Raw genomic sequence first — 25,574 nt, forward strand, 5'->3', positions numbered from 1 at the left:
GCCTTCTAGCCCAGATAGGCCCGTCTGGCCAATTGCAAAGACTGATGTGGAGGAAAAGGAGCGGTGATGGAGGGGGAGAGGCAACAGGCATTTCGCGCCCACCTGTTGGCACGGCTCGAAGAGCTCGCCGCTGGTGAGGCGCTGGGACGGGGTGGCAAGAAGGTGGTGGAGCTTGATCAGCAATCCGTCGGGCGGCTCAGTCGGATGGATGCGCTGCAATCGCAGGCCATGGCACAGGCCGCCAGCCGGATGCGCTTGGCCGAAGAGCGGCGCATCAAGGCCGCTCTGGTGCGCTTGGATGAGGGGGAGTTTGGCTATTGCACCGATTGCGGAGATGAGATCACTTCTGCTCGGATGGAGCATGACCCGGCCGCGGCACTCTGCATGTCCTGTGCCCGCGGATGACCCTCAGAGCAACAGCCGCCGCCCGGTGCGAAACTGGATGACAGCATCGAGCACCATAGCCCAGCATTGCGCATAGTCGAAGTCTTCGAAGCTGCGTGCCAGACCGCGAGGCTGTCGGGCCACTGCCGCGCCCAACGTGCCGTCGCCCCACGCCTTGTGCGCCCGTCCGGTGACTTGCCGAAACCGGTCGGCAGCTTCAGCAAATGCAATGAACCGCTCAAGCGCGCGCGGGCGTTCATGTTCGTTCAGCGGCATGAGCACACGGGCGACTTCGCAGATGTCGCTGTGATGCAGCGGGCGCATCAGGCGGTGGGCAGATCAATGGTGTAGTAGTGCGCCGCCACACGTATTGCGCCGCCGGCAAAGTCACCGCCGACCGCAGTCAATTTCAGTGGCGCCGCAGAGTACCAAGTGGTGGGCGAGCCGAGCAGTCCGGTGCAGTAGGAGCCTTGCCCGAGTCCAAGTCCCGAGCCGAATTGGCTTTCGGACCCGGTGATGCCGAAGCTCCAGCTCGTCAGCGTGCCGGTGATCGCCGTGATCACCCGCGCCGAGACTGCAAAGACCATCGAGTTGGCCGGCACCTGCGTCGAGGTGCTGTCGCTCGCGCCCGCAGAGATGGCGTGATCAAACTCCAGCACCTGCATCTTCGATGCCGCGCCCGAGGGGCTGGCGGCCATGAGCGGCGGTTGCCATGCAGAGCCGTCCCATAGCGCATCGGTCGCTGTATCCATCATCCAAGCGCGCCACCCGATTTGGGGTTCTAGAAACACCCAGCCCCCGTTGTCGCCAATGGCAATGTGTCCTGCCTGCCCGGCCCATGCGTTGACCGCGCCTGTTGGCACGAACCAGCATTCACCGTCCACCACCACGCCCGGCGGGGTCGTGGTGCTCGCTGATTGCAGGCGCAGCTGTGCTAGCCCGTCGAGCCGCATCAGAGCGGCATTCACCGTCACGTGCTTTTGTGCCTGGCTGGCCTGCACGAGCGGCAGTTTGAGCTGCGTGGTCTCAGTCATGGATTTCACCCTTTCCAAAAAGTCCCGGCCCGTAGCGCTCGGAGATCTGCGCCACGTGAACTTCGAACGCCCCGGTCACGCCATCGCTGGCCTGCAGCGCAGCACCATAGGTCCAGGCAGGCGTGTCTACGGTTGCCTCTCGCACCACCACGCCGCCTTGAACCACCCGCAGGAGGTAGGCTTCGCTCGCCTCGCCAAGCGGCACCTCCGGCACGTCCCATCCGTCACCGTCAATCCGCGTTCTGCGCACCCAGCTGACAGCCAGGTCCCCTGCCCCATCACGCCGCCCGATAATGTGGACCGGCGCATAAGGCCGAAGCCCGTTGCCATCGAATGCTTCTTGCCGCTCCACGAAAGACGGATCGTCATAGGGCCGTCCAGCAGCACCGATCCGATATGTGCGCGCAAGCCTCCGCGCCCCGCTCGCCAGTTCAATCTGGGTCAGGCTGTCGTCGAGCAAGACTACTTCGCTGCCCACCGGCCACTCGGGCGGCATCAGCCCGTCCGTGCCAAGCTGGCCACGCAGCCGCAAACTAAGCTCATAGGTGCGCTCACCCACCAATTCGGCCTGCGCAAACTGGAAAATCTCCCAATTGCCAGATGAGCCGTTTCCAATTGCCACGGCGTTGCGCCCGGCTAGCACCTGCGCTTCGCTGGCAGAGGAGAGCACCCCGGCGCTCAACCGCACCCGCAAAGGCGCACCCCGGTCCCATTGGCCTGAACGCGCGGCGGCAAGCACGCTTTTCGTCTGCCCGATCGTGGAACGTGAAGAGATCAGCCGGTTCAGCTCATAGTGTTCCCCAGCCACCGACGAATACACGGCCACAGACCCCGGCCAAGGCACCGCCGTCGCCGCGACATGCGGTGCATGCTCCACCTCCGATCCGGTCAGCAGTGGCAGATCCAAAAACAGCGGATACACCGGCAGAGGCGGCACGAAAGGCACCAAAGCAACGGGGTCTTCGATAGCATCACTCGGCTTGTAGACCGATGGCTCGACCCTGACCGCATCGATGATCTGGCTGCCCGCCTGCTCGACCCGGTCCACGCGATAGTCCCACACCCTGTCATCGGTCGGCAGTGTCACGACATCCCCAGCCCCGATCCCCAGCCGCGACGGCGGCAGGGCGAACCGCGCCGTATCGCGTGCTACCCGGCTCTCCGCCAGCCAACGCTCCACGATGCCCTGAGCCTCCGATTGGGTCAGCGCCAGCGGCAGTTCGGAATGCGCAACGCCATAAGAAACCTCGTCAGGGAAGATCGCTTCCGCCGCCCGCACTTCGTAGTCCCCATTGGTCTCAACGTAGTTCAAACGGACCCGGCCCGCCGTTTCTGCCGACGGCGCGCGGATGAGGGTGATATCCGCGTCCAGATCATCCGTCACGGCAAGCGCCTCACGGTAAATCCCGTCTCGCGCCCGCCCCGTTCGGCTCGCAAAGCGCAACACGCCTTCTCGTTCCACAGCATCGAAGCCAAACGCCAGCATTAGCGGCTGCAGCGCAGCCCTCGCGCCGCCAAGATCCTCAACCGTGTATCCGCGAACCAGCCCGTATAGCGCGCCAAGATCGAGCGCATCCAACGAAACGCCCGACCGCAAGCACAATTCGGCAACCACCGTCGGCAGCGCTTCACTCGTGGCTCGCCCATTCAGCCAATGCCCCCGCGCATAATTCTCGCCATCGCTCCAGGTCTCCAGAGCGGCTGGAAAGTAGGGGAAAGGCCGCGCATCCCACGCCCACACGTGGGCGCGCGCCATGTCCACCATCGGCCCGCCGTACTCGGCAGAGACCGGGTTGTTTTCAACCGCCTCGTAATACGCCGAGATCGCCCGGAGATATTGCGCCTGGATCAGGTCATCCCGCGTTCCATCGGAGTAATGTGGCAACCCGCTTTCCGAGCTTTTGGCATCGAGAAACTTGTTCGGCTGGTTGGTGCCCTTGTCGATGGCCGCACAGCCCAACTCGGTAAACCAGATCGGCTTGGATTCCGGCAGCCAATCCGTCGGCGCTGACTGCCGCACCCCGCCGATCCGTTCGTGATGGGTGTTCTGCCACCAGCTCTTCAGATCCTTGTAGCGCCACACCCACGGCTCGCCATAGGCACCATCGGTGATCGGTGTGCGGATCTGGGCATCGCGGGCCGCCTGGTGGGCGTAGTACCAGTCATACCCTTCGCCCCCAGCCACACTATCCTTGAGGTAGGATAGGTCGTAGATCGCGCCCGCCGATGCATCCGCATGATCCTCGCCATCCCGCCAGTCCGAGAGCGGCATGTAGTTATCGATCCCGACGAAGTCGATTTCCGGATCAGCCCAGAGCGGATCGAGGTGAAAGTACACGTCACCCGTTCCATCCTGCGGATGATACCCGAAGTACTCACTCCAATCGGCGGCATAGCCGATCTTGCACCCCGCCCCCAGAATGCCGCGCAACTCAGCCGCCAGAGCCTTCATCTGGGCAACCGCAGGAAAGCCGCCTGCCCCCCTGATCTGCGTCAGGCCCCGCATCTCGGAGCCAAGGCAAAACGCCTCCACACCTCCTGCCGCCGCACACAGATGTGCGTAGTGCAGGATAAACCGGCGGAACGACCACTCTGCCGGGCCGCTGTAGTTCACCACCTTGCCGTTTACGGAAAAGTCGCTGGCCGACGCAGTGCCAAAGAAGCTGGCCACCTCCGCATCCGCCGTGGCTGTGCCATCCGGCGATCCCGCTCGTCCCGCGGCGACCGATTGGGTGATCCGCCCGCGCCAAGGCAGCTTCGGCTGGTCGCCTGCCCCGGTCCACGGGTCAGGCAACCCATTGCCCTCCTGCTGGTCCATCAGGATGAAGGGGTAAAAGATCACTTCCTGACCCGCCGCCTTCATCGCCGTGATCGCCTCGATCACCGCCGCGTCCGCCGGGGTGCCGCCATACACCGGCCGGTCCTCTTCATCGCGAGGGGTCAGCTGCGCAGCCGAGCGTGTCACACCGTTGACCCGCCAAGCCATCGGTTTGCCGTCAAACCCGGCCTGTTCGACCTTCGGCCTGATCTCGCAATTCCCACACCGCAGATCACTCCCGAACCAACTCACCACCAAGGAGACTGACCCGCAGGCGGGCAGCTCATCGTTCAGTGTCTCAAGCGAAAGCGCAAAGTCAGTCTTGCCCGTCGGGTTGTTCACATTCGCCGACTGGCTGTGCCCTTGTCCAAAGTCATAGTGCACCGGCGTTGTGGCCAGCGCATATTCCCCGGTGCCGGGCACAAGGGCCACCGCCTTCACCACCCGGCTGAGGCTGCGGGCCTCGGGCGTGTCGACCTCCTCCGTCACGGGCCGCACGACCTCGAAGGACAATTGCGGCACACGGTTTCCAAACTCCGCGAGTTGCAGGTCCTCGATCACCACGTAGGCCACGCCGCGATAGCTTGGCACGTTACCCTCGCCCTCGACGGCCTCCATCTTCGGATCCGGCAACTGATCTTCGCTGCCCGTGTACACCCGCATGTTCAGATCGGCGGGCGCAATTTCCACCCCATCGGCCCAGACACGTCCAACCCGGCTGATCTCGCCTTCGCACAACGCCACCGCGAGGCTGATCGAGTAGGAGTAGCTCCGCACCGTCGGGCCGCTCGGCGCACCCTTGCCGCCCGTGCTCTCCTCCCGCACCCTCTCCTTGAACTGCGTCGCCCAGATCACCTGCCCGCCCACGCGCATCCGCCCGTAGATCTGCCCGATCGGGGCGCCTTCACTGGCGCCGGTCACGCGGAAGCGTTCAACCTTGCCGGTCTCAACAACCTGGCTGCCCTGCCCCATCACGCGCTGGTCGATGGCCCGGCCCAGGGTAGCCCCGACCGCCCGGCCTATAACCGCGCCCGACAGGCCCAGAAACGTGCCGCCCAGCGTGGAGCCAAGCGCGGCCCCCGCCGCCGAAAGTAAGATCGTCGCCATCAGCGCCCCCCTTCGGGAAATTCAAATCGTGCCGCCACGCGCCGGGCCCAGGGCCGGGTGAACGAACTTTCCACCACCCCGTGGCCGGAATAGGCATGGATGAAACTGGCCGCCGGGCCGATCCGCGCCTGCAAACCCAGATGTTTCGCAACTGACCCTTCGCGCATCCGGAACAGCAGCACATCCCCGGGCGCTGGTAGCTCGCCCGCCGCCTTCTCCCGCAAGTGCCGCCGAGCCGCCTGCCACAGCGCTTCCTCCCGCGCGGGCTCAGACCAGTCGCGGCTATAGGCCGGCACCGCTTCGGGTTCGCCGCCGAAGAGCTCGCTCCAGATTCCACGCAGCAGGCCAAGGCAATCGCATCCAGAACCTTTGCAAGAGGCCTGATGGCGATAGGGCGTGCCGAGCCACCCGCGTGCCGCCACCACGGTCCTCGCCCCCATATCACCCGCCATTCTGTTGGCCCGTCAGAAGGGTCAGAATGGGTGACAAGGGCTTGGGTGCCAGGCTACCGCCATCCTTTTCGCTGCCGCCGGACTTAGGGTAACTCATCAGCCAGTCCTCGCCGGGGATGTGTGGAAAGCCCCGAAAATTCAGAAAGTTGTCAAACTTCAACCGGCAGGTTTGGGCCCGCTTGTCACACCCCGCTTCAATCCGAACCATGTGGCCCACCGCAATCTGCGCCGGCAGCTGCTCCCACAATTCAACCTCGCGCCGCGCGTTGCTCAGACGGTCATTCTTGACCAGCCCGACAAGGCCCGCGGCCTCCCCACTCAGCACCCGCAAACGCCCCCGCTCGAACCACCGCTGGTCGAACTCGGCCATGCCCGAAAACCGAAAGATCCTCCCGTCCTGCACCTGGTCCACCGCCACCTCGGCGCTGTAGCCGGGGGCAGACGTATCAAACCGGCACATCCCGTCACCCAGCACCGCGCTGCACTGCGGCTGATAAACCCGCCCCTGCGGCTGGTTCAGCGCCTCCGTCAGCCCGCGCAACTCCGCCTCGAACGCCCCGTTCGCCCGGCTGACCTCGCCGATGGTCCCGCGAAACAGCATCAGCCGCGCGTCTGGATTGGCCCAGTTGACCATCCAAGCCCGCACCTCCGCGCCGTCATAACGCCCGGCAAGAATGTCTTCCTCGGTGATCGCCTCGCTCATCAGCGCACCCAGCGCCTCTGTGTTGTCCACCGCCAGCCCCGTGCCCTGAACCAACGCCTTGGCGGTCAGCCCGGAGTTCGCCTTGAAGGCAATGCCGTCAAAGCCAAGCCCCTCATCGTGGTCGGTAAAGCCCAGCACAACACCATCGCGCCGCTCGACCGCCCAACACCGGCAGACCGTTGTGATCCCGCCGCCCAGATGCGCACACAGCGCCGCCGCCTCCACCCCGCTCACAGCCGCAACTCCACCACCGGGACCGTCGGCACATCGCCCACCTTGAAGCTGGCGACCGAGGTTTGAATCCGGTCGGTGTCAAATCGCACAGGCACATCGAACTCAAAGCCCGCCGTCACCGCGAAGCCGATCGACGGCGCATCCTCGAATGTGATCATTCCGGTCGTCGTCTCGACCTCGAAGTGAACCCCCTGCTGGTAAAACGTGCCCTCGATCCCCGCCGTGACCGAGCCGAAGACCGGCTTGGTGATCGGCCGGGTGTAGCTGGCCTCGCCCGAGCGATAGGTCTTCGAAAGCTGAAAGCTCTTCGTCACCCCGTCGCCGGTGCCGATCACCTCGTCCTGCCAGCCCGGTGTGCCACTGGCCGCACCGGTCTTGAAGTCCGACCAATCCTTCCAGCGAAACCCGTGGAGTTGCCCACGCCGCGCCTCGAAGAAGGCCAGCAGCACCTCCACGTCATCGAGCGAGCGCATGCCCAGCCCCGCGTCATAGCGCCTGCGCGAATGTGCCCAGGGCGTGTTGCGCTCCTCGAAGCCGTTGGCCAGCGTCACGATCTCCGTTCGCCGCTCCGGCCCGCCCACCGAGCCAAAGCTCAGGCTGGCCGGAAACCGCACCTCGTGAAATCCCATGTCCGATCCTTCCAATTGCTGCTCTTGCAATCCGCCTCAGCGATTGCGATGGCCCTGCGCCAGCACCCGGCTCATCTGCGCCGCCACCTGCGCCCGGCTCCGCTCGAAGCCCTTCACATCCGGCGTCGAGATGTTCATCACCACGTTGATCGGTCGGCCCCCGCCCTGCGTCTTCACGCCCAGCGAGCCATCTGCCCCGCGCGACAGCGGCATGATCGCCTCCGGCCCCGCCTCCCCCATCAGCCCGCGCCCGCCGCGCATCGGGAAATACGTGGGCGATGAGACGACCCCGCCCTTGGCAAAGGGCTGCACCCGCCCCTGGCTGAAAGCCCCGCCCTTCTCGAAGGCGAGCCCCCCGGTGATGAAATTCTCAATCCCAGTGCCGATCAGCCCCCCGAAGTGATCGGTGATCGGCTTCATCGCGGCATTGTAAGTGGCATTGATCATCGCCTCCGCGACGGTCCGCAGCGCCTCCGACAGGCGCATGCCGTCAAACACGAGCCCGTCGAAAGCCTTGCGCAGGCCCCGCCCGATCTGGCTGGAAAGCTGGCCCACATTGGCCTGCGTCACCGTCAAGCTGGCCTGCATCCGCAGCAGCTCGGCATCGAAGGCCGCCACCATCTGCGCCGCACCGCCAAAGGCGCTTTCCAGCGCATCAACCTGCGTTTCGAGGGCCTCGGCCTCGTCGAAATCTGCCATCTTCAGTCCCTCTGCTTGTCAGGAAAGGCGGCGGAAAGCTCCGCCATCCGGGCGCGCGTAAGCGGCGGAGCTGCCTGCTCCAGCCCGAGCATCACCATCAGTTCCACCGGGGTGAGCGCCCAGAACTCCGCAGGCCTCAGCCGCAACTCCAGAAGCCCCCGGCGGAGCAGGCCCGCCCAGTCCATCTCAGGCGCCCTTAGGCAGGGCGAAGGCCCGGGCCAGCAATTCGGCCGCAACCCGGGCCGCCTCCACCGGACCACCGCCGATCTCAACTGTCAGCAGGTCCGCCCCCCGGCCCTGCCAGCCTCCGCCGCGCAGCCCGGCGACCAGCAGCGCCAGCACATCGCGGGTGCTGAACCGTCCGCCCTCGAAGCGTTCGACCAACTCCATCAGCGTGCCGGTCTCCAGCGCCGCCTCCAGCTCGGCCAAGGCACCCAGCGTCAACTTGCAGCGGTGCTCGGCGCCATCCAGCACCAGCACGGCTTCTCCTGCCCAAGGGTTGGCCATGCTCAGATCGCCGTGAAGCTCAGCGCACCCGCCGACGCCAGCGCCAGCTCATAGGTCGCCTCGCCGTCATGGCTGCCCGCGTATTCCACCGAAGTGATCTGGAACGGCCCCTCCACCACGCCGAAATCGGGGATGATGACCTGAAACTCCGGCGTCTCCCCGTCGAAGAAAATCTGCCGCGCGCGCTCGTCGCTGTCTTCATCCCTAAACACCCCCGAGCCGCTGATGTTCGCGCTCTTCACGCCAGCGCCCGCCAGCAACTCTCGCCAGCCGCCCTGGCTCTCCAGCGACGTCACATCCACGCTTTCGGCGTTAAAGCTCACCCGCGTGGCCCGGAGGCCTGCCACGGTCTCGAACAGGCCCGATCCGGTCATGTCCATCTTGATCAAAAGGTCCTTGCCGTTCTGGGCAACCATCTGCGTTCTCCTTGAAAATGAAGGTCAGTCGTCGATCCGCGCAGCAAAGCGCAGGTCGATCCGGCGTTGGTCGCCCTCGCCCACCCGTCGGGCGCGAGCACGTTCAAAGTTCAGCGCAACCAGCGTGCCGCGCGTGAGCGTGAGCGCGGCACCCGCCAGCGCATCGCTGATCGCCCCGGCGATTTGCTTGGCCCCGCCAAAGCCCGCCGCATCGGTGACCACGCTCACCGTGAAGCGGTGCAATGCGCCATCGCCGGTGCAGTCGCAGCGAGAGAGCACCTCCTCCGGCCCGAGGCTCACATAGGTGCCGGGCGGGCTGCCCGGCGGGGCGGCATCGTAGATGTCACTGCCCACAAGCGATGTCACGCCCGAGTCCCCGATGAGGTGCTGGTAAACGGCCGCTTGAAGCGCCGCAGAGGCTCCGTAGCTCATGCCGATACCTCCTCGCGCGCGTAGCAAGTCAGGTAGCGGCCATGCTCATCCCGCTCGGCCACCGCCAATATCCGAAAAATCCGGCTCCCTTCCCTGAACCGCTGCTCCGGCTTGGGGCGGCTCATCGCACCGGGCGGGGCCGCCCGCACGGTGATCCGGTACGGCACAGAGGACACGGTCAGGAACTCATCCGCCCGCTCGCTCCCACTGCCCGATTTTACCTCTGCCCAAAGCTGCCCCAGCTCGGCCCATGTGCGGCTCCAGCCGCCCAGGCCATCCGGCACCCGCTCCGGCGTTTCCAGCACCAGCTTGCGGTTCAAAACCGGCGACGCCTTCATGTCCGACCCCCGGTGATGCGGATGCTCCGCCACCGCTCGATCAGCGCCGAAACGCCATAGGGGATCACCCCCTCACCGGGCCGCGCCTCGTGACGATAATCGTAGTAATGCCCCGCCAGAAGCAGCACCGCTTGCGCGAGATCCGCCGGAATATCGGGCCAGCCCGGGCCGAAGCCCGCGTCGAACTCGATCACGATCTTCCCGCCCTTCGGCACGCTCGGAAAGGCCGTGCCCGTGGCATGGATACGCGGGCGGTGCGTATCCGGCTCCAGCCGGTATTTGCCCGGCTCCACCGTGGTTTCCCAATCCAGCAGATCCACCGTCTTCACGGAGGTGATGCCGCTCACCGGGGCGACCGGCAAAGTCATCGCATCCGCCCCCCGCCAGCCTGCCAGCACCCAGCGAAAATCCCGCTCCAGCAACACCTTGCCGGTCCAGGCCTCGACCGCGGCAATCGCCGCCCGCAGGAGCGATTCCAGCAAACCGTCCTCCGCGCCCTCGTCCGAAAATCCGGTGCCCATGCGCAGATGCGCCTTGAACTCGGTCACCGGCAGCGCGGTGGCCTGCACCGAGGTCAGCTCGGTCAAAATCATGTGTCAGTCTCCCGAAAACTCAGCCCTCCCCCGCGCAGCGCGGGTGGCCACGGGCGCACGCCCCATGCGCCGCCCGGACGGAGGGGAGCAGCATCGGCACCGCATGGTGCAGCCGGTTGCCCGACCACCCCGGCGCACGCCCGTGTCCCTTGCTCCGGGGGCGGTTGCACACCCCCGGAGCACCCTCAGCCTCAGGAGGCCGAGAACTTCAGGAGCTTGATCGCCTCGAAGTCGCTCACATCGCCGCCCACGCGCTTGGTCGCGTAGAACAGCACATGCGGTTTGGCCGAGAACGGATCGCGCAGCACCCGCAGGTCGGGGCGCTCGGCGATGGTGTAGCCCGCGTGGAAGTCGCCAAAGGCAATGGCATGGGCCCCCGTGGCGATGTCGGGCATGTCCTCGGCGATCAACACCGGGTAGCCCAGCAGCCGCGCAGGCTCGCCCGCCGCCAGCCCGTCCGACCACATAAAGCGCCCGTCCGCGTCCTTCAGCTTGCGCACGGCGCCCGCTGTCTTGGAGTTCATCACGAAGGTGCCGTTGGCGCGGTATTCGGCGCCCAGTGCATAAACCAGGTCCACCAGCGCGTCGGCATCGCCAATGTCCCCATCCGCGCCCGTGGCGATGTAGCCCAGCTCGCCCCAGGTCTGGCTGCCTTCGGCCACGATGGTGTGGTCCAGAATGCCAGTCGGCTTGTCGGAACCATCGCCGTTGATGAAGGCCGCCGCCTCGGAACGGGCGAACTTCTTGGCAATCCGGTCGGCGAGCCAGCCGTCGATGTCGAAGGCGCTGTCGTCCAGCAGCCGCTGGCTGGCCTTGGGCAGGGCCGAAAGCTCGTGCAGCGGAATGGTGATGCGCTCGATGGTCGGCGTATCGGTCTCCACCGCCGCGCCGGTTTCGGTGGCCCAGCCCGCGCCAAGGTCGGCCCGGTCGATCAGCACGTCGAAGGAGGTCGCCTCCACCGTGACCACATTGGCAATCGCCCGCAGGCTCGCAGTGCTGGAGAGCACGGTCTTGATCGTTGCCGATGTCTCGGGGTCCACGAGGTAGCCGCCGTCGCCCGCTACCGCCGTCGACAGGCCCTTGCCCTCCAGTTCGAGGCCGCGCAGCCCGTCGTCATCGCCGTTGCGGAGATAGGCGTTGAAGGCCTTCTGGTGCGGTGCACCGGCCTCTTGCGCGGCGGAAAGGGCCGGACGCCCGGCAGGGATGTTCTTCTTGTGCAGCATGGTCAGTCGCTCTTCCTGTTTCTGAACGCGGGATTGCAGGTCGTCCTGGAACGATTTGAATTCGCCCAGAAACTCCGTGAGCGCCGTGGCCACCTCGGCCACCGGCGATGCCTGTGAGGGCGCGGGTGCAGGCACGCTCCGCCCGCCCCCCGACCCAGTCTCGGGAGTGCTCATCGCAACTCTTCCTTTCATGAGAATGGTTGGAGGCATCGCTGCCCCCGAAGGTTCAGGCGGCCTTAACCCGCCAGCGCCCGGCGAGCCGCCCGCAGCGCCTCCGCCAGCTCTTGCCAGCCCTCGTCCGCCGCCGGGGGCAACTCGTCCCCCTTGGCACCCGAAAGCCTCGCCTCGCGAAGCATCGGGAAGGTCACCAGTGACACCTCCCAAAGCTCCAGATCGTGCAGCAACCTGCGCCCCTGTGCGTCCCTTTCCGCCCGCTTGGTGCGGTAGCCGATGGAGAGGCCGTCGATGGCGCCTGCGTTGATCAGCGCGGCGGCCTCGCGGGCGCGGGCGACCTCCTTCAACAGGCGTCCCTTAACCCACAGGCCACGGCGGTCCTCGCGCACCTCATCCCAGATCCCGATCGGCTCGCGCGGGTCATGCTGCCAAAGCATCCGGATCGGCTGGCCCTTCGCCGCCATCGCCTTGAGCGACCGCGCATAGGCCCCTGCCACCACTACGTCGCCACCCTGGTCGGGCGCCCCGAAGAGTGAGGCGTAGCCTGAAATCTCATACCTCTCATCCACCGCCAGCTTTGCCTCCGGCGCACAGAACTTGTGCTCTAACTCCGGCCCGTAATCCATTGCCATCGCTTGCCTTTCTCTCTCACTCATCGCCCGTCTCCAGCGGCGGAAGCCCGAGCAGCGCCCGCTTCTCGCCCGCCGTCAGAAAGTCCGCCTCGCTGACCCGCCGCCACTGTGCCTCACGCTCCGTGGCCAGTGCCGGCACCCCGTCGAGATCGGGCTTCAATTCCACCGCCTCGCCGCCCAACCCGCTCAGCCAGTCGCCCAACGCTCCGCTGACCTTGGCCACCAGCGGCAGCACCGTGAGCCGATAGAACGCGCGGTTGGCCTCCTGATAATTGGCGTAGGTCGCCTCGCCGGGGATGCCGAGCATCATCGGCGGCACGCCAAAAGCCGTGGCGATCTCCCGCGCGGCGGCCTCCTTGGTTTTCTGAAACTCCATGTCCGAGGGAGAAAACCCCATCGGCTTCCAGTCCAGCCCGCCCTCCAGCAGCATCGGGCGGCCCGCATTGGCCGCGCCTTGGTGGTGCGAGGCCATCTCGTCCAGGAGCCGGTCGTATTGATCGGCGCTCAGATGCCCCGACCCATCCGCGCCCCGATAAACAATCGCTCCCGAGGGCCGGGCCGCATTGTCGAGCAGCCCCTTCGACCACTTCGAGGCTGCGTTATGCACATCCAGCGCATTGGCAGCGGCCTTCAGCGGCGAGAGGCCATAGTGGTCGTCCTGCGGGTGGAAGGCCTTGATATGGCATACAGGTTTCAGCTCGCCACTGGCATCGAAGCGGTGTTTCCGCCCTCCCACGGCGTATTCATAGGCCACCGGCCAACCATCGCCGCCGGGCACCACGCTCATCCGGTCGGAGCGCAGCACATGTAACTCCCCCGGCAGCCCCACGTCGGCCAGCACCGCCTCCACGTAGCCATCGCCCGAGAGCAGGATCTGCCCGTAAAGCGCCTCCAGAAACTCCGAGCGCCCCTGCGCCCCGTTGGGCCGCCGCATCAGGTCGGCCACCGGATGTGTCTCGTAGCGCCGCTCACTGTCCTGGCAGATCAGCGGCACGGCAGCGGCGGCTTCGGCAATGAGCTTCACCGCCCGGAACCCGACCGGGTTACCGGTAAACCCCGTCTTGGTGAGCGAAACTGTGTCGCGCGGGCTCCACGCCACCCGGCCCGCGCCGTGATATGCAATCACCGGCCCGGTGGCCGAGGCCTTGGTTTCAGGCACGGCTCCGCCGCCCCGCTCCCGCTTGAGGAAGTCGAAGACCATCCGTCTCTCCTTTGTCGATTTCCGTACGGTGGGCGAAACCCACCAATCGCGTCACAACGTCCGCATCTTCGGGCGCCGCCAGCGGGCCGCGGGCTCAAGGATCAGCTCGGTCAGTGCCCAAACCAGCGCATCCACCCGGTCGGGCGAGCCGCTGCCCTGGTAGCCTTCCGCCGTCATCCGGCCCATCTCGTCTTCCAGCGCGCCCAGCCCGGCCAGATGCCGCACCCGGCCCTGCTCGTAAAGCGCCGCCACCGGCTCGGCCCGCGCGACCTTCCCGCGCGAGGCCCTTACTGCCCTGAACGGCACCGTCGGGTCGATCTGCCTCAGCAGCGTCTCCACCAGATCGCCGCCCTGGTTGACCTCCGCCACCACCCGCTCCGCGCCGTGGCGCTCGGCGGCCTCCAGCGCGGCTTTGGCCCAGTCCAGCGGCGAGGCGGCCTGCACGCTTGCATCCTCCAGCACCACGGCGCGCCAGTCCTTCGGCTCACCGCTGCCCGCTTCCAGCCCGGCCACGATGATCCCGCAGGCGTCCGATCCCTTGTGCCCGGTCACCGGCGGGTCCACGGCCACGACCACCCGCACCAGTTCGGGCACCTCGCGCAGCCGCGCCGCCTCGATCGCCTCATGCCGCCAGAGCGCGCCGTCGATGTCATCCAGCATCTCGCCTTCCAGCTCCTGCCGCCCCAGAGAGGTGCCACCGTAACGGGCCTGCACCTCCTCAAGGAACGAGGGCGCGAGCCAGGCCCGGTTCGCCTCGGTCCCGGCGCGGGTCACCACCGTGCTCTGCCGCTCCAGCAACTCCCGCAGCAGCGCCTGCTTGCGCGGCGTGGTGGTCACGCACATCCGCGGGCTGTCGCCCAGCCGCAGGCCGAACTGGAGCATGTCCCAAGCCTCCTGCGCCTTCTTCCACTTCGCCAATTCATCGACCCATGCGCCATCAAACTGCGGCCCCCGCAGCGCCTCCGGGTCGCTGGCCGAGAAGACCTGCGCCACCGCGCCATTGGGCCACTCCAACTGCTTGCGGCCCGCCTTCCACTCCGGTCTCCGGTCAGGTGGCGAACACGCCAGGATGCCACTGTCTCCGAACACCATCACCTCACGCGCCTGGTCGATGGTCTCGCCCACCAGCGCCATCCGGCGGCAGCGCCCCTCGTCGAACGGCCCCGCGCCTTCCACCTGCGAACGCACCCACTCCGCGCCCGCGCGGGTCTTGCCCGCGCCGCGACCCCCGAGGATCACCCAAGCCCGCCAGTCGCCCTCCGGGGCAAGCTGATGCGGCAGCGCCCAGAACTCGAAGAGCCAGGGCAGCGCCGCCAGCGCCTCAGGGCTCAGCCCCTCCAGAAAGATCTCCTGTTCCTCCCGCGTCGCGGAGGCGAGCCAGGCGGCGCCCGATTTCAGCCCTTGCAGCATCGAGGTCGAGCACGCGTCCTGCGCCGTCCCCTCGCGCGCCTGTCCCGCTGTTTGCACCGGGTCCACCGCCACCACGGGGCTGTCCTGTGCCGCCGCCGCCTCGCTTCTGATGTTCCGCAACACGTTCTTTCTCCTGGTAGGCTGCAAGGAGCAGGCGCCGCAGCTGCCGGATATCGCCCAGCACCACGTCCGGAACCGCCCCCGGCCCTGCCCCACTCTGTCCAATCACCGCCGAAAGCGCCCCCGCGCCCTCGGCCACGAGCTGCTCAGCCGCAGACAGCACGCCGCCTGCGTCCCCGCCCTCGCGGTCGGGTCGATCATCCATGGTCATGTCTCGCTAGAGGCCGGTGTCCCGCAGGGCCGGCATTAAAAAAGCGGCACACCCCCCAAGGGTTGCCGCGCCCACCTCTCTCATCGTGTCACAACCTATAGATGAGAGCGTTCGCGGAGTCAAGCCAAATCAGCGAGCGCCGCGCGCTAAGCGATTGTTTCGTTAGGGTTTTCTTAACCCTCGACCCACCGCACCTCAGCGCGCGGCGCGCAAGCCCTTCATTTCGGGGGCCAATTCCCCTCGGCGATCCGCTTCTTCACATCGTTGGGCTCGTAGTACTGCCCGAGCATCCCCCGCTCGTTCAGAATGGCGCGCACCTTTTCCAGCGCTTCAAAATCCGGGTTTCCTTCTTTCACCCGACTCGTCGCCGCCAACCACGGCATGGTCATGCCGCGCCGGTCCACCGCGCCGATGAACGCCCCGCGCTCGATCAGAAACAGCGCCATCGGCCAGCTGTCGGCCACGGCGGCCTTCAGCAAGGGCGTGGCAGACTGGAAGCCCGGCGCCTCGATGTCGCCGCCCGCCTCGAGCAGCGCCTCGATCTTCGCGAACTCCTCGCGCTCCACCCACCAGTGGATGATCGGCAGGCCATCCGGCCCCTTCTCTTCGATATCGACGGTGCTCATCGCCCCTCCAGTCTCAAATGCGCCGGAGCGCAGGGCCGCCCACATGCCGCCGCCGAGTACCGCGAGGGCGAGCGCCGCCCCCAAGGCCCAGCCGCGCCGGTTCATGTGCAGCCATTGTCCTGCTGATCCTGACGGATCTGCTGTTCCTGTGCCTCAAGCGAGCGCTGCATCTCCTCGATGGAGTGAAAGCGCAGCTGCTGGTTGGCCTTTTCCTGCGCCGCCCGCTTGGCATCCAGAGCAGGCTGCTCCACGAAGTCCGGCACGTAGTTGTCCGGGTTCGCCATCTCGCGCGGCACCCTGTCACTGGCGGACCAGATCTCGGTCGGCTCCATCTCGCGGCGGTTGCCGAAGGCCTGTGGCATCGGGCTCCAGCTATGGTCCTGCGCGGCATTGAGCGGATCGGTGCGAAGGTAGTAGGCCTCCACGGGTGCATTCGGGTCGCCGCCTTCCATGGTATTCTCATGCAGGCCGGCCGCGTTGAACGTATAGGCCGGATCGCCCGAGGCCGTCGCTGCCGCGCTGGCCATGCCCCCGCCCAGCGAGTGGCCGGTGTAGCGCACCTTGCCCGGTTGGGCCGCGCTCGCGGTGCGCCCGATCTCGTTGGCGCGGCGGTAGTACTCGGTCTGCATGCCCGCGCCCTGGCCAAGGTTGGCGCCCCAATCCCCGGTCGAGGTCGGCGTGGTGCCCTCAAAGGCCACGGTGTAGCTCTCTTCGCCCGTCACCGGGTTGGTGTGCACGAAGACATCGGCGTTGAAGTCGCTGTCCGGCATCGCGGTGAGGTCATTGGTGCCATCATGCAGGCCAAGCGCCTCCAGATCGGCCTGCGTGGCGCGGCGGGTGTTGGCGGGCAGGTCGCCGCCCTCACCGTCGAGGTATGCCGCCGCCGACATCGCCGCCATATCCTGCGCGGTCTGGTTCTCGGCCAACTCGGCAGCGAGCGTCACGCACACCGGCCTCGGGTTCATCCCCGGCATCGCCCCTGCGCCGCCACCAGCGCCACCTGCCCCGGCAAGACCGATGAGCACGTTGGGTTGGCCCTTGGTGATGACGCCGCCCTTGGCGGTCGGGTCGCCCATGCGCGCGGCAGGCTGGTTCATCACCAGCACCGTCGGCGAGCCGAACACGATGGCATCTATCGCAGCGGGCGGCGGGCCGATGCAGGCACAAAGGTCGCCCAAGCGGGCTTGCGGCAGGTTGCCGGTCAGAACCGTAATCGCGCAGGGCGGGATGATCGGAAGGCCGGGCGGCACAGGGCACATCGAGCAGACATGCGTATCCGTGATCCGGGCGGCTGGTTGAGACATCAGAATAAATCCGTAAGTGCAATGCACCTCATCAAAGCATCGGGCGGCGCCCTGTCAAGGTCACCGCCCGAAGATCGTCTCGCAAATCTCTGCACTGTGCGGCCCGAGGCCCGGTCAGTTGTTGCCTTCCGGCTCGCTCGCGGCCCGCTCGGCCTCGATCTCGCGCCAGCGCGCCACGTTCTCGTTATGCTCTTCCAGCGTCTCGGCAAAGGCATGGCCACCGGTGCCATCGGCCACGAAGAACAGGTAAGGCGTGGTCTCGGGGTTCAGCGCCGCCTCGATGCTGAGGCGCCCGGGGTTGGCAATCGGCGTCGGCGGAAGGCCGTCGATCACATAGGTGTTGTAATCGGTCCGCGCCCGCAGCTCGCTCTGCCGCAGCCCGCGGCCAAGTGAGCCCCGGCCCTGCGTCACGCCATAAATCACCGTCGGGTCGGTTTGCAGCTTCATGCCCACCTCAAGCCGGTTGACGAAAACGCTGGCCACCTGTCCGCGCTCCTCGGCCACGCCGGTTTCCTTCTCCACGATAGAGGCCATGACCAGCGCCTCCTCGGGGCTGTCATAGGGCAGACCCTCTGCGCGCTCGGCCCAAGCCTCGGCAAGGATCGACTGCTGCGCCGACTGCATCCGCTCGATCAGCGTGGCCACCTCTGACCCCTCGCGCACCTCGTAACTATCGGGCGCAAGGCTGCCCTCCGCGGGCACCTCCACCTCGCCTTCGAGGAAGCCCGAAGCCTTCAGGCTCTCGACCACCTGCCAGCTGGTCACGCCCTCGGCCAGCGTCACCCGAAAGCGCACATCCGAACCGCCGGTGCCCTCTACATATTCTGCCGGGGCCTCCTCTGCGGCGGGGTCGTATTTGGCGACCTCCACATATTCCTGCGTGGCCGGGTCCAGCTCGCGCATCACCAGTTCGGCACGGAGCACGCCGATCCGGTAGTTCACCTCGGTGCCACAGGTGCTGCGGCCCGCCGTGGTGATGCTGTCGACAATCTCCTGCATCGAGGCACCGGGCGGCACCAAAAAGGAGCCTGCTTTCAGCAACTGCGTCCGGTCGGTGTATTCCGCACCCATCCGGAAGATCATGCCATTGCTGACAGCGCCGCGCTCAACCAGCTCGTCGCTGACCACGCCCATGTTTGAGCCAGACCGCACTTGAAGGCAGATCGCCTCGGCCAGCGGCCCTTCACCGGTGTATTGCTTCTGCGCCCACGTCACGCCCACGGCGAGAGAGATCATCAGGACGATGATCACCGTAAGGCCGTTGGAGGCCAATGCACGCCACATCAGTCAGAGACTTTCCGCAGGATCAGGCAGGCGTTCGTGCCGCCGAATCCAAAGCTGTTGGAGAGCGCCACATCGATCTCGCGCTCATGCTTGGCATTGGCCGCGAGGTTCAGCTTGGGCTGCACCGCCGGGTTGTCGAGGTTGATCGTCGGCGGCGCCACCTGATCGCGGATCGCCAGCGTCGCAAAGATCGCCTCAACCGAGCCGGCCGCGCCCAGCAGGTGGCCAATGGCGGATTTGGTTGAAGACATGGTGGCTTTGCTCGCCGCCGCATCTCCCATCATCCGCTCCACAGCGCCAAGTTCGATGGTGTCGGCCATCGTCGAGGTGCCATGCGCGTTGATGTAGTCGATATCCTCGGGGCTGATCCCGGCCCGCTTGATTGCCGCTTCCATCGCGCGGTAGCCGCCCTCGCCATCCTCGCTCGGCGCGGTGATGTGATAGGCATCGCCCGAGAGGCCGTAGCCGATCACCTCGGCATAAATCTTCGCGCCCCGCGCCTTGGCGTGCTCGTACTCCTCCAGCACCACAACACCCGCGCCCTCGCCCATCACGAAGCCGTCGCGGTCTTCGTCATAGGGGCGGCTGGCGGTTTCGGGCGCATCGCCCCGCTTGGTGGAGAGCGCCTTGCAGGCGTTGAACCCGGCAATCCCGATCTCGCTGATCGGCGATTCCGTGCCGCCCGCCACCATCACATCGGCATCGCCCCACTGGATCAGCCGCGCGGCGTCCCCAATCGCATGGGCGCCCGTCGAACAGGCGGTCACCACCGCATGGTTCGGCCCTTTGAAGCCGTATTTGATGCTCACCTGCCCGCTGACGAGGTTGATCAGTGCACCGGGGATGAAGAACGGGCTGACCCGGCGTGGGCCCCGCTCCTTCAGGAGCACGGCGGTATCGGCGATGGAGTTCAGCCCGCCGATACCGGAGCCGATCATCACACCGGTCCGCAGCCGGTCTTCCTCACCCTCGGGCGTCCAGCCCGCATCTTCCACCGCCTGCATCGCGGCGGCCACACCGTAGAGAATGAAGTCATCCACCTTCCGGCGGTCCTTCGGCTCCATCCAGTCATCAGCATTGAAGGTGCCGTCCGAGCCGTCCCCCATCGGGATCTCGCAGGCATAGGTGGTGGCCAGATGGCTCGCGTCGAAGCGGGTGATCGTCCCCGCCCCCGACTTGCCCGCCAAAATCCGGCTCCAGGTCTCTTCCACGCCGCAGGCCAGAGGCGTAACCATCCCCAGCCCGGTAATCACGACACGCCGCGTGCTGTCTGCCATCTGCTCGGCCCCCATTCTTGGTGTTCTCGGTCTTCTCGGTCGGTTCAATTACACGGTAATGTGGTGGCGCGGCAAGGCACGATCAATGCTGCCGCGCGGCATCCCGCCCGCGGATGAACACGCCCCCAAAAATGAAAAACGGCGCCCGGAGGCGCCGCATTCGTGCTTGCTGCCGATCCTTGGTGGATCAGGCGGCTTCAGAGATGAACTTCACCGCATCGCCGAAGGTCTGGATGGTCTCGGCGGCGTCATCGGGGATCTCGATGCCGAACTCTTCTTCAAAGGCCATGACCAGCTCGACGGTGTCGAGGCTGTCCGCGCCCAGGTCGTCGATGAACGAGGCGTTCTCGGTCACCTTGGCTTCTTCAACGCTCAGGTGCTCGACAACGATCTTTTTGACCCGATCAGCGATATCGCTCATGAAATTTCTCCGTCAGTGTTTCCGGGCCTTTGCGCCCTTCCGGTGTCCCTTGCCCCGGGTGGAAGCCCCACCTAGGCCCTGCCTGCCAAGCGCTATTCGCCCCCGGCCGCTCGAAATGTGCGCCGCCTATAACATGGTTTCAGGCGGACGCAAACGCTTTCCCAGAGGCGCCAAATGGCCCCCTCCGGGTCAGATCATGGCCATCCCGCCGTTCACGTGCAAGGTGGTTCCTGTAGTGTAACCAGCCTCGTTACTGGCAAGATATAGCGCAGCCGCGGCGATTTCCGCCGCATCGCCCATCCGGCCCGCCGGGATCTGCCCCATGATCGCGCCTTTCTGCTCATCGTTGAGCTTGTCGGTCATGGCAGTGGTGATGAACCCCGGCGCGATGCAGTTCACCGTGATGTTCCGGCTGGCCACCTCATAGGCAAGGCTCTTGCTCATGCCGACAAGCCCGGCCTTGGAGGCGGCATAGTTGCCCTGCCCCGGGTTGCCGGTGGCGCCCACGACCGAAGACACGTTGATGATCCGGCCCCAGCGGTTCTTCATCATGCCCCGCAGCACGCCTTTGCACAGGCGGAAGGCGGCGGTGAGGTTGACCTCGATCACTTGCGCCCACTCTTCCTCGCTCATCCGCATGAAGATGTTGTCACGGGTCACACCAGCGTTGTTGACCAGAATATCCAGCCCGCCCATCGCCTCGATCGCCTGCTTGGGCAGCGCGTTCACCGCATCCGCATCGCCGAGGTTGCACGGCAGCACATGCGCCCGCTCACCCAGCTCGGCGGCCAGCGCCTTCAGCGGCTCCTCGCGGGTGCCGCTCAGGCCCACCGTCGCGCCCGCCGTATGGAGCGCCTTGGCGATCTCGCCGCCAATACCGCCCGATGCGCCCGTTACAAGGGCGCATTTCCCTGTCAGATCAAACATTCCTGCCTACTCCTCGTTCAGCGACTCGACCGCCGCCGTTACCTCATCGGGCGTTCCCACAGCGCGGGTCGCCACTTCCTTGTCGATCCGGCGGATCATGCCGCTGAGCGCCTTGCCCGCGCCGATCTCCCAGATCTCCGTCACACCCTCATGGGCCATGAACTGCACGGATTCGCGCCAGCGTACCCGGCCCGTCACCTGCTCCACCAGCAGCGAGCGGATCGTCGTCGGGTTGCTCGTGGCATGGGCCAACACGTTGGTCACCAGCGGCACCTTGGGGTTCACCATGTCCACCTCGGCAAGCGCCCGCGCCATGACCTCTGCGGCAGGCCCCATCAGTTCACTGTGGAACGGCGCCGAAACCGGCAGCAGCATCGCCCGCTTCGCACCCCGCTCCTTGGCGATCTCGCAGGCCGCCTCAACGCAGGCCTTGGTGCCCGAGATCACCACCTGCGACGGGTCGTTGTCATTCGCCGCCTGGCAAACGCCGTTCTCGCTGGCATCCTTCGCCACCGCTTCCACCGCGTCAAAGTCCAGCCCGAGGATCGCGGCCATCGCGCCCTCGCCCACCGGCACCGCCGCCTGCATCGCCTTGCCGCGCGTGCGCAGCAGCCGGGCCGTGTCGGCCAGTGTCAGGCAGCCCGCCGCGCAGAGCGCCGAATATTCGCCAAGGCTGTGCCCGGCCACATACTTCGCCGCCGTCACCTCCACGCCTTCGGCTTCCAGCGCCCGCATCGCGGCCATCGAAGTCGCCATCAGCGCCGGCTGGGCATTGGCGGTGAGCGTCAACTCCTCCGCTTCACCTTCCCAGATCAGCGCCGAGAGCTTCTCTCCCAGCGCCTCGTCCACCTCTTCGAAAACAGCTGCCGATGCCGGGTAGGCTTCGGCCAGCGCCTTGCCCATGCCGATCACCTGCGCGCCCTGACCGGGAAATACGAACGCCCTCATCGCCCCCTCCATGGTTGTTTGGCCCGTCCTAGCCTGTCGCGCCCCGCACGACAAGCATGGCCCCCATCTCCTGCGCCAGAGCACTTACGCGCCGGGTCGACGGTTTATTCTGTGCCTGCGCGCACAACCGGCCCTCACATCCGGCCCCTACTCTCCGGCTCCGCACATGCGTATCTTCGCGCCCAACAACCGGAGACACCTGATGCCCCTCGCCAATACTTCCTCCAGCTACGGCACCATCGCCAAGAGCTTCCACTGGATCACCGCCCTCCTCGTCCTCGCCCTCTGGCCGCTGGGATGGTTCGCCAACTCGTGGCCCTACGATACGCAGGAGGCCTTCGATACCAAGTGGCTCCTGTTCTCCCTGCACAAGACCCTTGGCGTCGCGCTCTTCATCATCGCGCTGGCCCGCATCGGCTGGACCCTGACCCAGCCCCACCCGCGCCACCTTGGTGAGAACCGGGTCGAGAGCCTCGCGGCCTCCACCATCCATTGGCTGCTCTACGGTTCCATCATCGCCCTGCCGATCACCGGCTGGATCGAGCACGCCGCCTCCGAGGGCTACGCCCCCATCCTCTGGCCCTTCGGCCAAGACCTCCCCTTCATCCCCAAAGACGTGCCCCTCGCCGTCGCCTTCGCCCATATGCATGTGGCGCTCACATGGGTCATTCTCGGCGCGATCGGCCTCCACATCGCGGGCGCCCTCAAGCACACGGTCATCGACCGGGATGGCACCCTCGCCCGCATGTGGTTCAGCCGCAAAACACCGCCGACCCCGCCCGAGGGCAAGCCCCACGGCGCCCTGCCCGCCCTGCTCGCCACCGCCGTTCTCGCCGCCGCCCTGGTCTTCCCCTTCGTCACCGGCGAAGAGCAGAGCCAGGCACCCGTTGCCGCCGCAGAGGTCTCAACCGAGGCGCCCGCAGCAGCCGAAAGCCCCGCCGAAGGCCCGATCTGGACCGTCCAATCCGGCACCATCGGCCTTTCTATCACCCAGATGGGCAGCGCCGTCTCGGGCAGCTTCCCCGACTTCACCGCCACCATCGCCTATGACCCCGAGGCCCCCGGCCCGCAAAAGGGCCAGGCCGATGTCACCATAGATATCGCCACCCTCGCCCTCGGCTCCGTCGCCGCCCAGGCCCAAGGGCCGGACTACTTCGACAGCGCCCAGCACCCCACCGCCACCTACTCCGGCCCCATCGTCGAGGCCGAGGATGGCACCCTCACCGTCGATGGCACCCTCACGATCAAAGGCCACGCCGCCTCCGTGGCGCTCCCCTTCACCCTCACCATCGAGGGCGACACCGCCACCGCCTCGGGCACCACCACGCTCGACCGCCGCACCTTCCACGTCGGTGACAGCATGACAGATGAAGGCTCCCTCGCCTTCCCCGTCGAGATCTCCATCGAGATCACTGCCACCCGGTAAGGCGGCGCCCGTCGCACCAAACCACGCGCGGGGCGCACCTTGCCCTACCAAACAAAAAAGGGCCGCCGGATCACTCCGGCGGCCCTTCGCATTCAATCCCGCGGGATCACTCGGCCTTGCCGGCCTCGATCGAGATCTCAACGGCAACCTCATCGCTCACCATCGGGGCGAAGGCGCCGAGGTTGAAGTCGCTGCGCACCAGCGTGGTGGTGGCGCTGAAGCCCGCCCACGGCACACCGGCCATCGGGTGGCTGTCGGTCTGGCCGTTCAGCTTGGCATCCAGCACGACTTCCTTGGTCACGCCGTTGATCGTCAGATCGCCAGTGATCAGCGCGGTATCCTCGCCGGTCACTTCGATCCCGGTGGAGGCAAAGCTCACGTCCTCGCCCGCATCCGCACCAAAGAAGTCACCGCTCATGAAGTGCTCGGTGCGCTCGTCCCAGCCGGTGATCAGGCTGGCTTCAGGGAAGCTCACGGTCACGCTGGAGGCTGCCGGGTCTTCCTTGTCCCACATGATTTCGCCGTCAAAACCGGAGAACATGGAGGTCGTGGTCGAGAAGCCGAAGTGGTCGTATGTGAAGACGATCTGGCTGTGGCTGGCGTCCAGCGCGTATTTTTCGGTCTCGGCAAAGAGCGGGGCGGTGGTGGCAACGGCGACAGCAGCGCCAAGGAAGTGGGATTTCAACACGTTGGTGTCCTTTCAGGAGTGTATCTCTCCCCAGACACATCTGATGCCGCAGCGCAGAAGGCAACGCGCATCACCGCACAGAGCCTGTGGCATCCCGCGCAGACTGTGCATCATGTAACGAATTTGTGTCTTGTGACCGCCCTCGACGTGAGCGTCCTCAGCCCGCCTGACGCCCCCGCAACAGATCACTGCCGATCCGCCGCGCAGCTTCCCGCAGCGCGTCCGGCGCGCCCCGCAGAACCGCCCCTTTCCGCCCGGCGGACTGCACAAAAAGAGCACCGCGCCCTGCATCGTCCTCCACGTCGATCCCCGAGATCGAGTCGAAGCTCCACTGCGCTACAAGCTGCGCCTGCCCCGAGGCGGTCAGCCTCCGGCGCCGCAGCAGGCGTTTCTCGAGGTCCACATCCAGCTCCATCCGCGGAGCGCGGCTTGCCCGCACGGCAATGATGCCGCCCGCGATGATCAGCACCACGCCGATCACCAGCTTTGTCAGCAGCCCAACCGCCATCGGCACCGCCAAGAGGCCCAGTCCGGCCACGATCAGGCTCACGCCCAACAGGCGGCCCATCGGCTGCCCGGCGGCAATCTCGCCATCTTCCGAGAGCACATAGCCCCCGAGCCGTTCGGTGATCCGCAATCCCTCGCGTGTCGAATGCATCTCGATCGACGCCATCGCTCTGCCTGCCTCTGTGTTATAGCTGCTTCGGGCTTTCCGCCCGTTTGCACCCATCTTGCCGCCTAACCCGACGAAATTAAGACAGAATCTCACCGGCCGCGCCGCATTCCCCTCACCCCGAGTCCTTTGCGCAACAGCCCCGCCCCGCCCCCGCACCGCCCACAAGGCTTGCAACCTGCCTGCGCTCGTGTAAAAGGCCCCATCTCTTCGCAAACCTATCCACAGCGGAGCCACTCGTGCCCGGGCCGCGAAGAGTGCAACGGCCCGGCTTTGAAGCCCGCTCGAAACAAAAGGAACTGCCGCATGCCGCTCTACGAGCATGTCTTCATTTCGCGCCAGGATCTCTCCGGCGCCCAGGCCGAAGGCCTGATCGAACACTTCTCCTCCGTCCTCGGTGACAACGGCGGCAAGGTCGTCGAACACGAGTACTGGGGCGTGAAGACCATGGCCTACAAGATCAACAAGAACCGCAAGGGGCACTACGCCTTCCTGCGCACCGAGGCCCCCGCGCCCGCCGTGCAGGAAATGGAGCGCCTGATGCGTCTGCATGACGATGTGATGCGCGTCCTGACCATCAAGGTCGACGAGCACGCCGAGGGCCCCTCCGTGCAGATGCAAAAGCGTGACGAGCGCGAGCCGCGCCGCGAGCGCCGTTGATCCTCAACCTGAGAAAAGGACAG

General features: G+C 66.2%; 29 protein-coding genes. 3 read left to right on the forward strand and 26 right to left on the reverse strand.

All coding sequences use genetic code 11. The features are described 5' to 3' along the window. Positions 1 to 66 precede the first annotated feature (66 nt). On the forward strand, positions 67 to 405 hold the full coding sequence (locus KUV38_RS07595) for a TraR/DksA family transcriptional regulator (RefSeq protein WP_222469465.1): 339 nt from the start codon (positions 67 to 69) through the stop codon (positions 403 to 405). A 3-nt stretch (positions 406 to 408) separates the two neighbouring features. Here KUV38_RS07595 and KUV38_RS07600 read toward each other — a convergent pair whose 3' ends face one another. The 24 genes from KUV38_RS07600 to fabD form a co-directional block, all read right to left on the reverse strand. Then, positions 409 to 708, reverse strand: a complete 300-nt coding sequence (locus KUV38_RS07600; RefSeq protein ID WP_222469466.1) for a hypothetical protein — start codon at positions 706 to 708, stop codon at positions 409 to 411. Then, a complete protein-coding gene (locus KUV38_RS07605) occupies positions 708 to 1,418 on the reverse strand; it encodes a DUF2793 domain-containing protein (protein ID WP_222469467.1) in 711 nt (236 codons plus the stop codon). The genes KUV38_RS07600 and KUV38_RS07605 overlap by 1 nt, the downstream gene beginning before the upstream one ends. Next, complete coding sequence (locus tag KUV38_RS07610; protein WP_222469468.1) at positions 1,411 to 5,343, reverse strand: glycoside hydrolase/phage tail family protein; 3,933 nt, start codon at positions 5,341 to 5,343, stop codon at positions 1,411 to 1,413. The genes KUV38_RS07605 and KUV38_RS07610 overlap by 8 nt, the downstream gene beginning before the upstream one ends. Continuing rightward, positions 5,343 to 5,783: an NlpC/P60 family protein gene (locus tag KUV38_RS07615; protein WP_410001024.1), complete on the reverse strand. Its 441-nt coding sequence runs from the start codon at positions 5,781 to 5,783 to the stop codon at positions 5,343 to 5,345. Before KUV38_RS07615 ends, KUV38_RS07610 begins: the two co-directional genes overlap by 1 nt. Position 5,784: 1 nt before the next feature. Further along, positions 5,785 to 6,723, reverse strand: a complete 939-nt coding sequence (locus KUV38_RS07620; protein ID WP_222471004.1) for a DUF2163 domain-containing protein — start codon at positions 6,721 to 6,723, stop codon at positions 5,785 to 5,787. A 5-nt stretch (positions 6,724 to 6,728) separates the two neighbouring features. Beyond that, the gene (locus KUV38_RS07625; RefSeq protein WP_222469470.1) at positions 6,729 to 7,361 is read right to left on the reverse strand and encodes a DUF2460 domain-containing protein; all 633 of its coding nucleotides are present in this window, start codon (positions 7,359 to 7,361) and stop codon (positions 6,729 to 6,731) included. 36 nt (positions 7,362 to 7,397) lie between these two features. Continuing rightward, the gene (locus KUV38_RS07630; RefSeq protein ID WP_222469471.1) at positions 7,398 to 8,060 is read right to left on the reverse strand and encodes a phage tail tape measure protein; all 663 of its coding nucleotides are present in this window, start codon (positions 8,058 to 8,060) and stop codon (positions 7,398 to 7,400) included. 2 nt (positions 8,061 to 8,062) lie between these two features. Next, positions 8,063 to 8,245: a phage tail assembly chaperone gene (locus KUV38_RS07635; RefSeq protein WP_222469472.1), complete on the reverse strand. Its 183-nt coding sequence runs from the start codon at positions 8,243 to 8,245 to the stop codon at positions 8,063 to 8,065. Position 8,246: 1 nt separating this feature from the next. Then, positions 8,247 to 8,567, reverse strand: a complete 321-nt coding sequence (locus KUV38_RS07640; RefSeq protein WP_222469473.1) for a gene transfer agent family protein — start codon at positions 8,565 to 8,567, stop codon at positions 8,247 to 8,249. Between the two features lie 2 nt (positions 8,568 to 8,569). Then, positions 8,570 to 8,983: a phage major tail protein, TP901-1 family gene (locus KUV38_RS07645; RefSeq protein ID WP_222469474.1), complete on the reverse strand. Its 414-nt coding sequence runs from the start codon at positions 8,981 to 8,983 to the stop codon at positions 8,570 to 8,572. Between the two features lie 24 nt (positions 8,984 to 9,007). Further along, the gene (locus KUV38_RS07650) at positions 9,008 to 9,415 is read right to left on the reverse strand and encodes a DUF3168 domain-containing protein (RefSeq protein ID WP_222469475.1); all 408 of its coding nucleotides are present in this window, start codon (positions 9,413 to 9,415) and stop codon (positions 9,008 to 9,010) included. Next, positions 9,412 to 9,753 (reverse strand): head-tail adaptor protein, encoded by a 342-nt coding sequence (locus KUV38_RS07655; protein ID WP_222469476.1) that lies wholly within the window; start codon positions 9,751 to 9,753, stop codon positions 9,412 to 9,414. The genes KUV38_RS07650 and KUV38_RS07655 overlap by 4 nt, the downstream gene beginning before the upstream one ends. Further along, positions 9,750 to 10,346: a hypothetical protein gene (locus tag KUV38_RS07660; RefSeq protein ID WP_222469477.1), complete on the reverse strand. Its 597-nt coding sequence runs from the start codon at positions 10,344 to 10,346 to the stop codon at positions 9,750 to 9,752. Before KUV38_RS07660 ends, KUV38_RS07655 begins: the two co-directional genes overlap by 4 nt. A 191-nt stretch (positions 10,347 to 10,537) precedes the next feature. Next, positions 10,538 to 11,743, reverse strand: a complete 1,206-nt coding sequence (locus tag KUV38_RS07665; RefSeq protein ID WP_222469478.1) for a phage major capsid protein — start codon at positions 11,741 to 11,743, stop codon at positions 10,538 to 10,540. A gap of 62 nt (positions 11,744 to 11,805) precedes the next feature. Then, positions 11,806 to 12,399, reverse strand: a complete 594-nt coding sequence (locus KUV38_RS07670; protein WP_261385179.1) for an HK97 family phage prohead protease — start codon at positions 12,397 to 12,399, stop codon at positions 11,806 to 11,808. Then, on the reverse strand, positions 12,392 to 13,576 hold the full coding sequence (locus tag KUV38_RS07675; protein WP_222469479.1) for a phage portal protein: 1,185 nt from the start codon (positions 13,574 to 13,576) through the stop codon (positions 12,392 to 12,394). The genes KUV38_RS07670 and KUV38_RS07675 overlap by 8 nt, the downstream gene beginning before the upstream one ends. A gap of 51 nt (positions 13,577 to 13,627) precedes the next feature. Further along, on the reverse strand, positions 13,628 to 14,986 hold the full coding sequence (locus KUV38_RS07680; RefSeq protein ID WP_222471006.1) for a DNA-packaging protein: 1,359 nt from the start codon (positions 14,984 to 14,986) through the stop codon (positions 13,628 to 13,630). A 549-nt stretch (positions 14,987 to 15,535) separates the two neighbouring features. Then, the gene (locus KUV38_RS07685; RefSeq protein ID WP_222469480.1) at positions 15,536 to 16,048 is read right to left on the reverse strand and encodes a hypothetical protein; all 513 of its coding nucleotides are present in this window, start codon (positions 16,046 to 16,048) and stop codon (positions 15,536 to 15,538) included. Continuing rightward, the gene (locus tag KUV38_RS07690; RefSeq protein WP_222469481.1) at positions 16,045 to 17,247 is read right to left on the reverse strand and encodes a PAAR domain-containing protein; all 1,203 of its coding nucleotides are present in this window, start codon (positions 17,245 to 17,247) and stop codon (positions 16,045 to 16,047) included. Before KUV38_RS07690 ends, KUV38_RS07685 begins: the two co-directional genes overlap by 4 nt. Positions 17,248 to 17,361: 114 nt before the next feature. Then, positions 17,362 to 18,531: an endolytic transglycosylase MltG gene (gene mltG, locus KUV38_RS07695; RefSeq protein ID WP_222469482.1), complete on the reverse strand. Its 1,170-nt coding sequence runs from the start codon at positions 18,529 to 18,531 to the stop codon at positions 17,362 to 17,364. Further along, positions 18,531 to 19,808, reverse strand: a complete 1,278-nt coding sequence (fabF, locus tag KUV38_RS07700) for a beta-ketoacyl-ACP synthase II (RefSeq protein ID WP_222469483.1) — start codon at positions 19,806 to 19,808, stop codon at positions 18,531 to 18,533. The genes mltG and fabF overlap by 1 nt, the downstream gene beginning before the upstream one ends. A gap of 187 nt (positions 19,809 to 19,995) precedes the next feature. Continuing rightward, on the reverse strand, positions 19,996 to 20,229 hold the full coding sequence (locus KUV38_RS07705; RefSeq protein WP_222469484.1) for an acyl carrier protein: 234 nt from the start codon (positions 20,227 to 20,229) through the stop codon (positions 19,996 to 19,998). Positions 20,230 to 20,418: 189 nt separating this feature from the next. After that, positions 20,419 to 21,156, reverse strand: a complete 738-nt coding sequence (gene fabG, locus KUV38_RS07710; protein WP_222469485.1) for a 3-oxoacyl-[acyl-carrier-protein] reductase — start codon at positions 21,154 to 21,156, stop codon at positions 20,419 to 20,421. A gap of 6 nt (positions 21,157 to 21,162) precedes the next feature. After that, complete coding sequence (gene fabD / locus KUV38_RS07715) at positions 21,163 to 22,104, reverse strand: ACP S-malonyltransferase (protein WP_222469486.1); 942 nt, start codon at positions 22,102 to 22,104, stop codon at positions 21,163 to 21,165. 202 nt (positions 22,105 to 22,306) lie between these two features. On the opposite strand from fabD, the gene KUV38_RS07720 reads away from it, so the two are divergent. Further along, positions 22,307 to 23,530: a cytochrome b/b6 domain-containing protein gene (locus tag KUV38_RS07720; protein WP_222469487.1), complete on the forward strand. Its 1,224-nt coding sequence runs from the start codon at positions 22,307 to 22,309 to the stop codon at positions 23,528 to 23,530. 106 nt (positions 23,531 to 23,636) lie between these two features. On the opposite strand, the gene KUV38_RS07725 is transcribed toward KUV38_RS07720, so the two are convergent. Both KUV38_RS07725 and KUV38_RS07730 read right to left on the reverse strand, forming a co-directional pair. Next, positions 23,637 to 24,215, reverse strand: coding sequence for a YceI family protein (locus KUV38_RS07725; protein ID WP_222471007.1), 579 nt, complete (start codon positions 24,213 to 24,215; stop codon positions 23,637 to 23,639). Positions 24,216 to 24,375: 160 nt separating this feature from the next. Then, a complete protein-coding gene (locus tag KUV38_RS07730; protein WP_222469488.1) occupies positions 24,376 to 24,891 on the reverse strand; it encodes a hypothetical protein in 516 nt (171 codons plus the stop codon). 306 nt (positions 24,892 to 25,197) lie between these two features. Here KUV38_RS07730 and rpsF point away from each other — a divergent pair, with 306 nt between their 5' ends. Next, complete coding sequence (gene rpsF, locus KUV38_RS07735; protein ID WP_140014259.1) at positions 25,198 to 25,551, forward strand: 30S ribosomal protein S6; 354 nt, start codon at positions 25,198 to 25,200, stop codon at positions 25,549 to 25,551. Positions 25,552 to 25,574: the final 23 nt, after the last annotated feature.

Source organism: Vannielia litorea, from assembly GCF_019801175.1.
GTDB lineage: Bacteria > Pseudomonadota > Alphaproteobacteria > Rhodobacterales > Rhodobacteraceae > Vannielia > Vannielia litorea_B.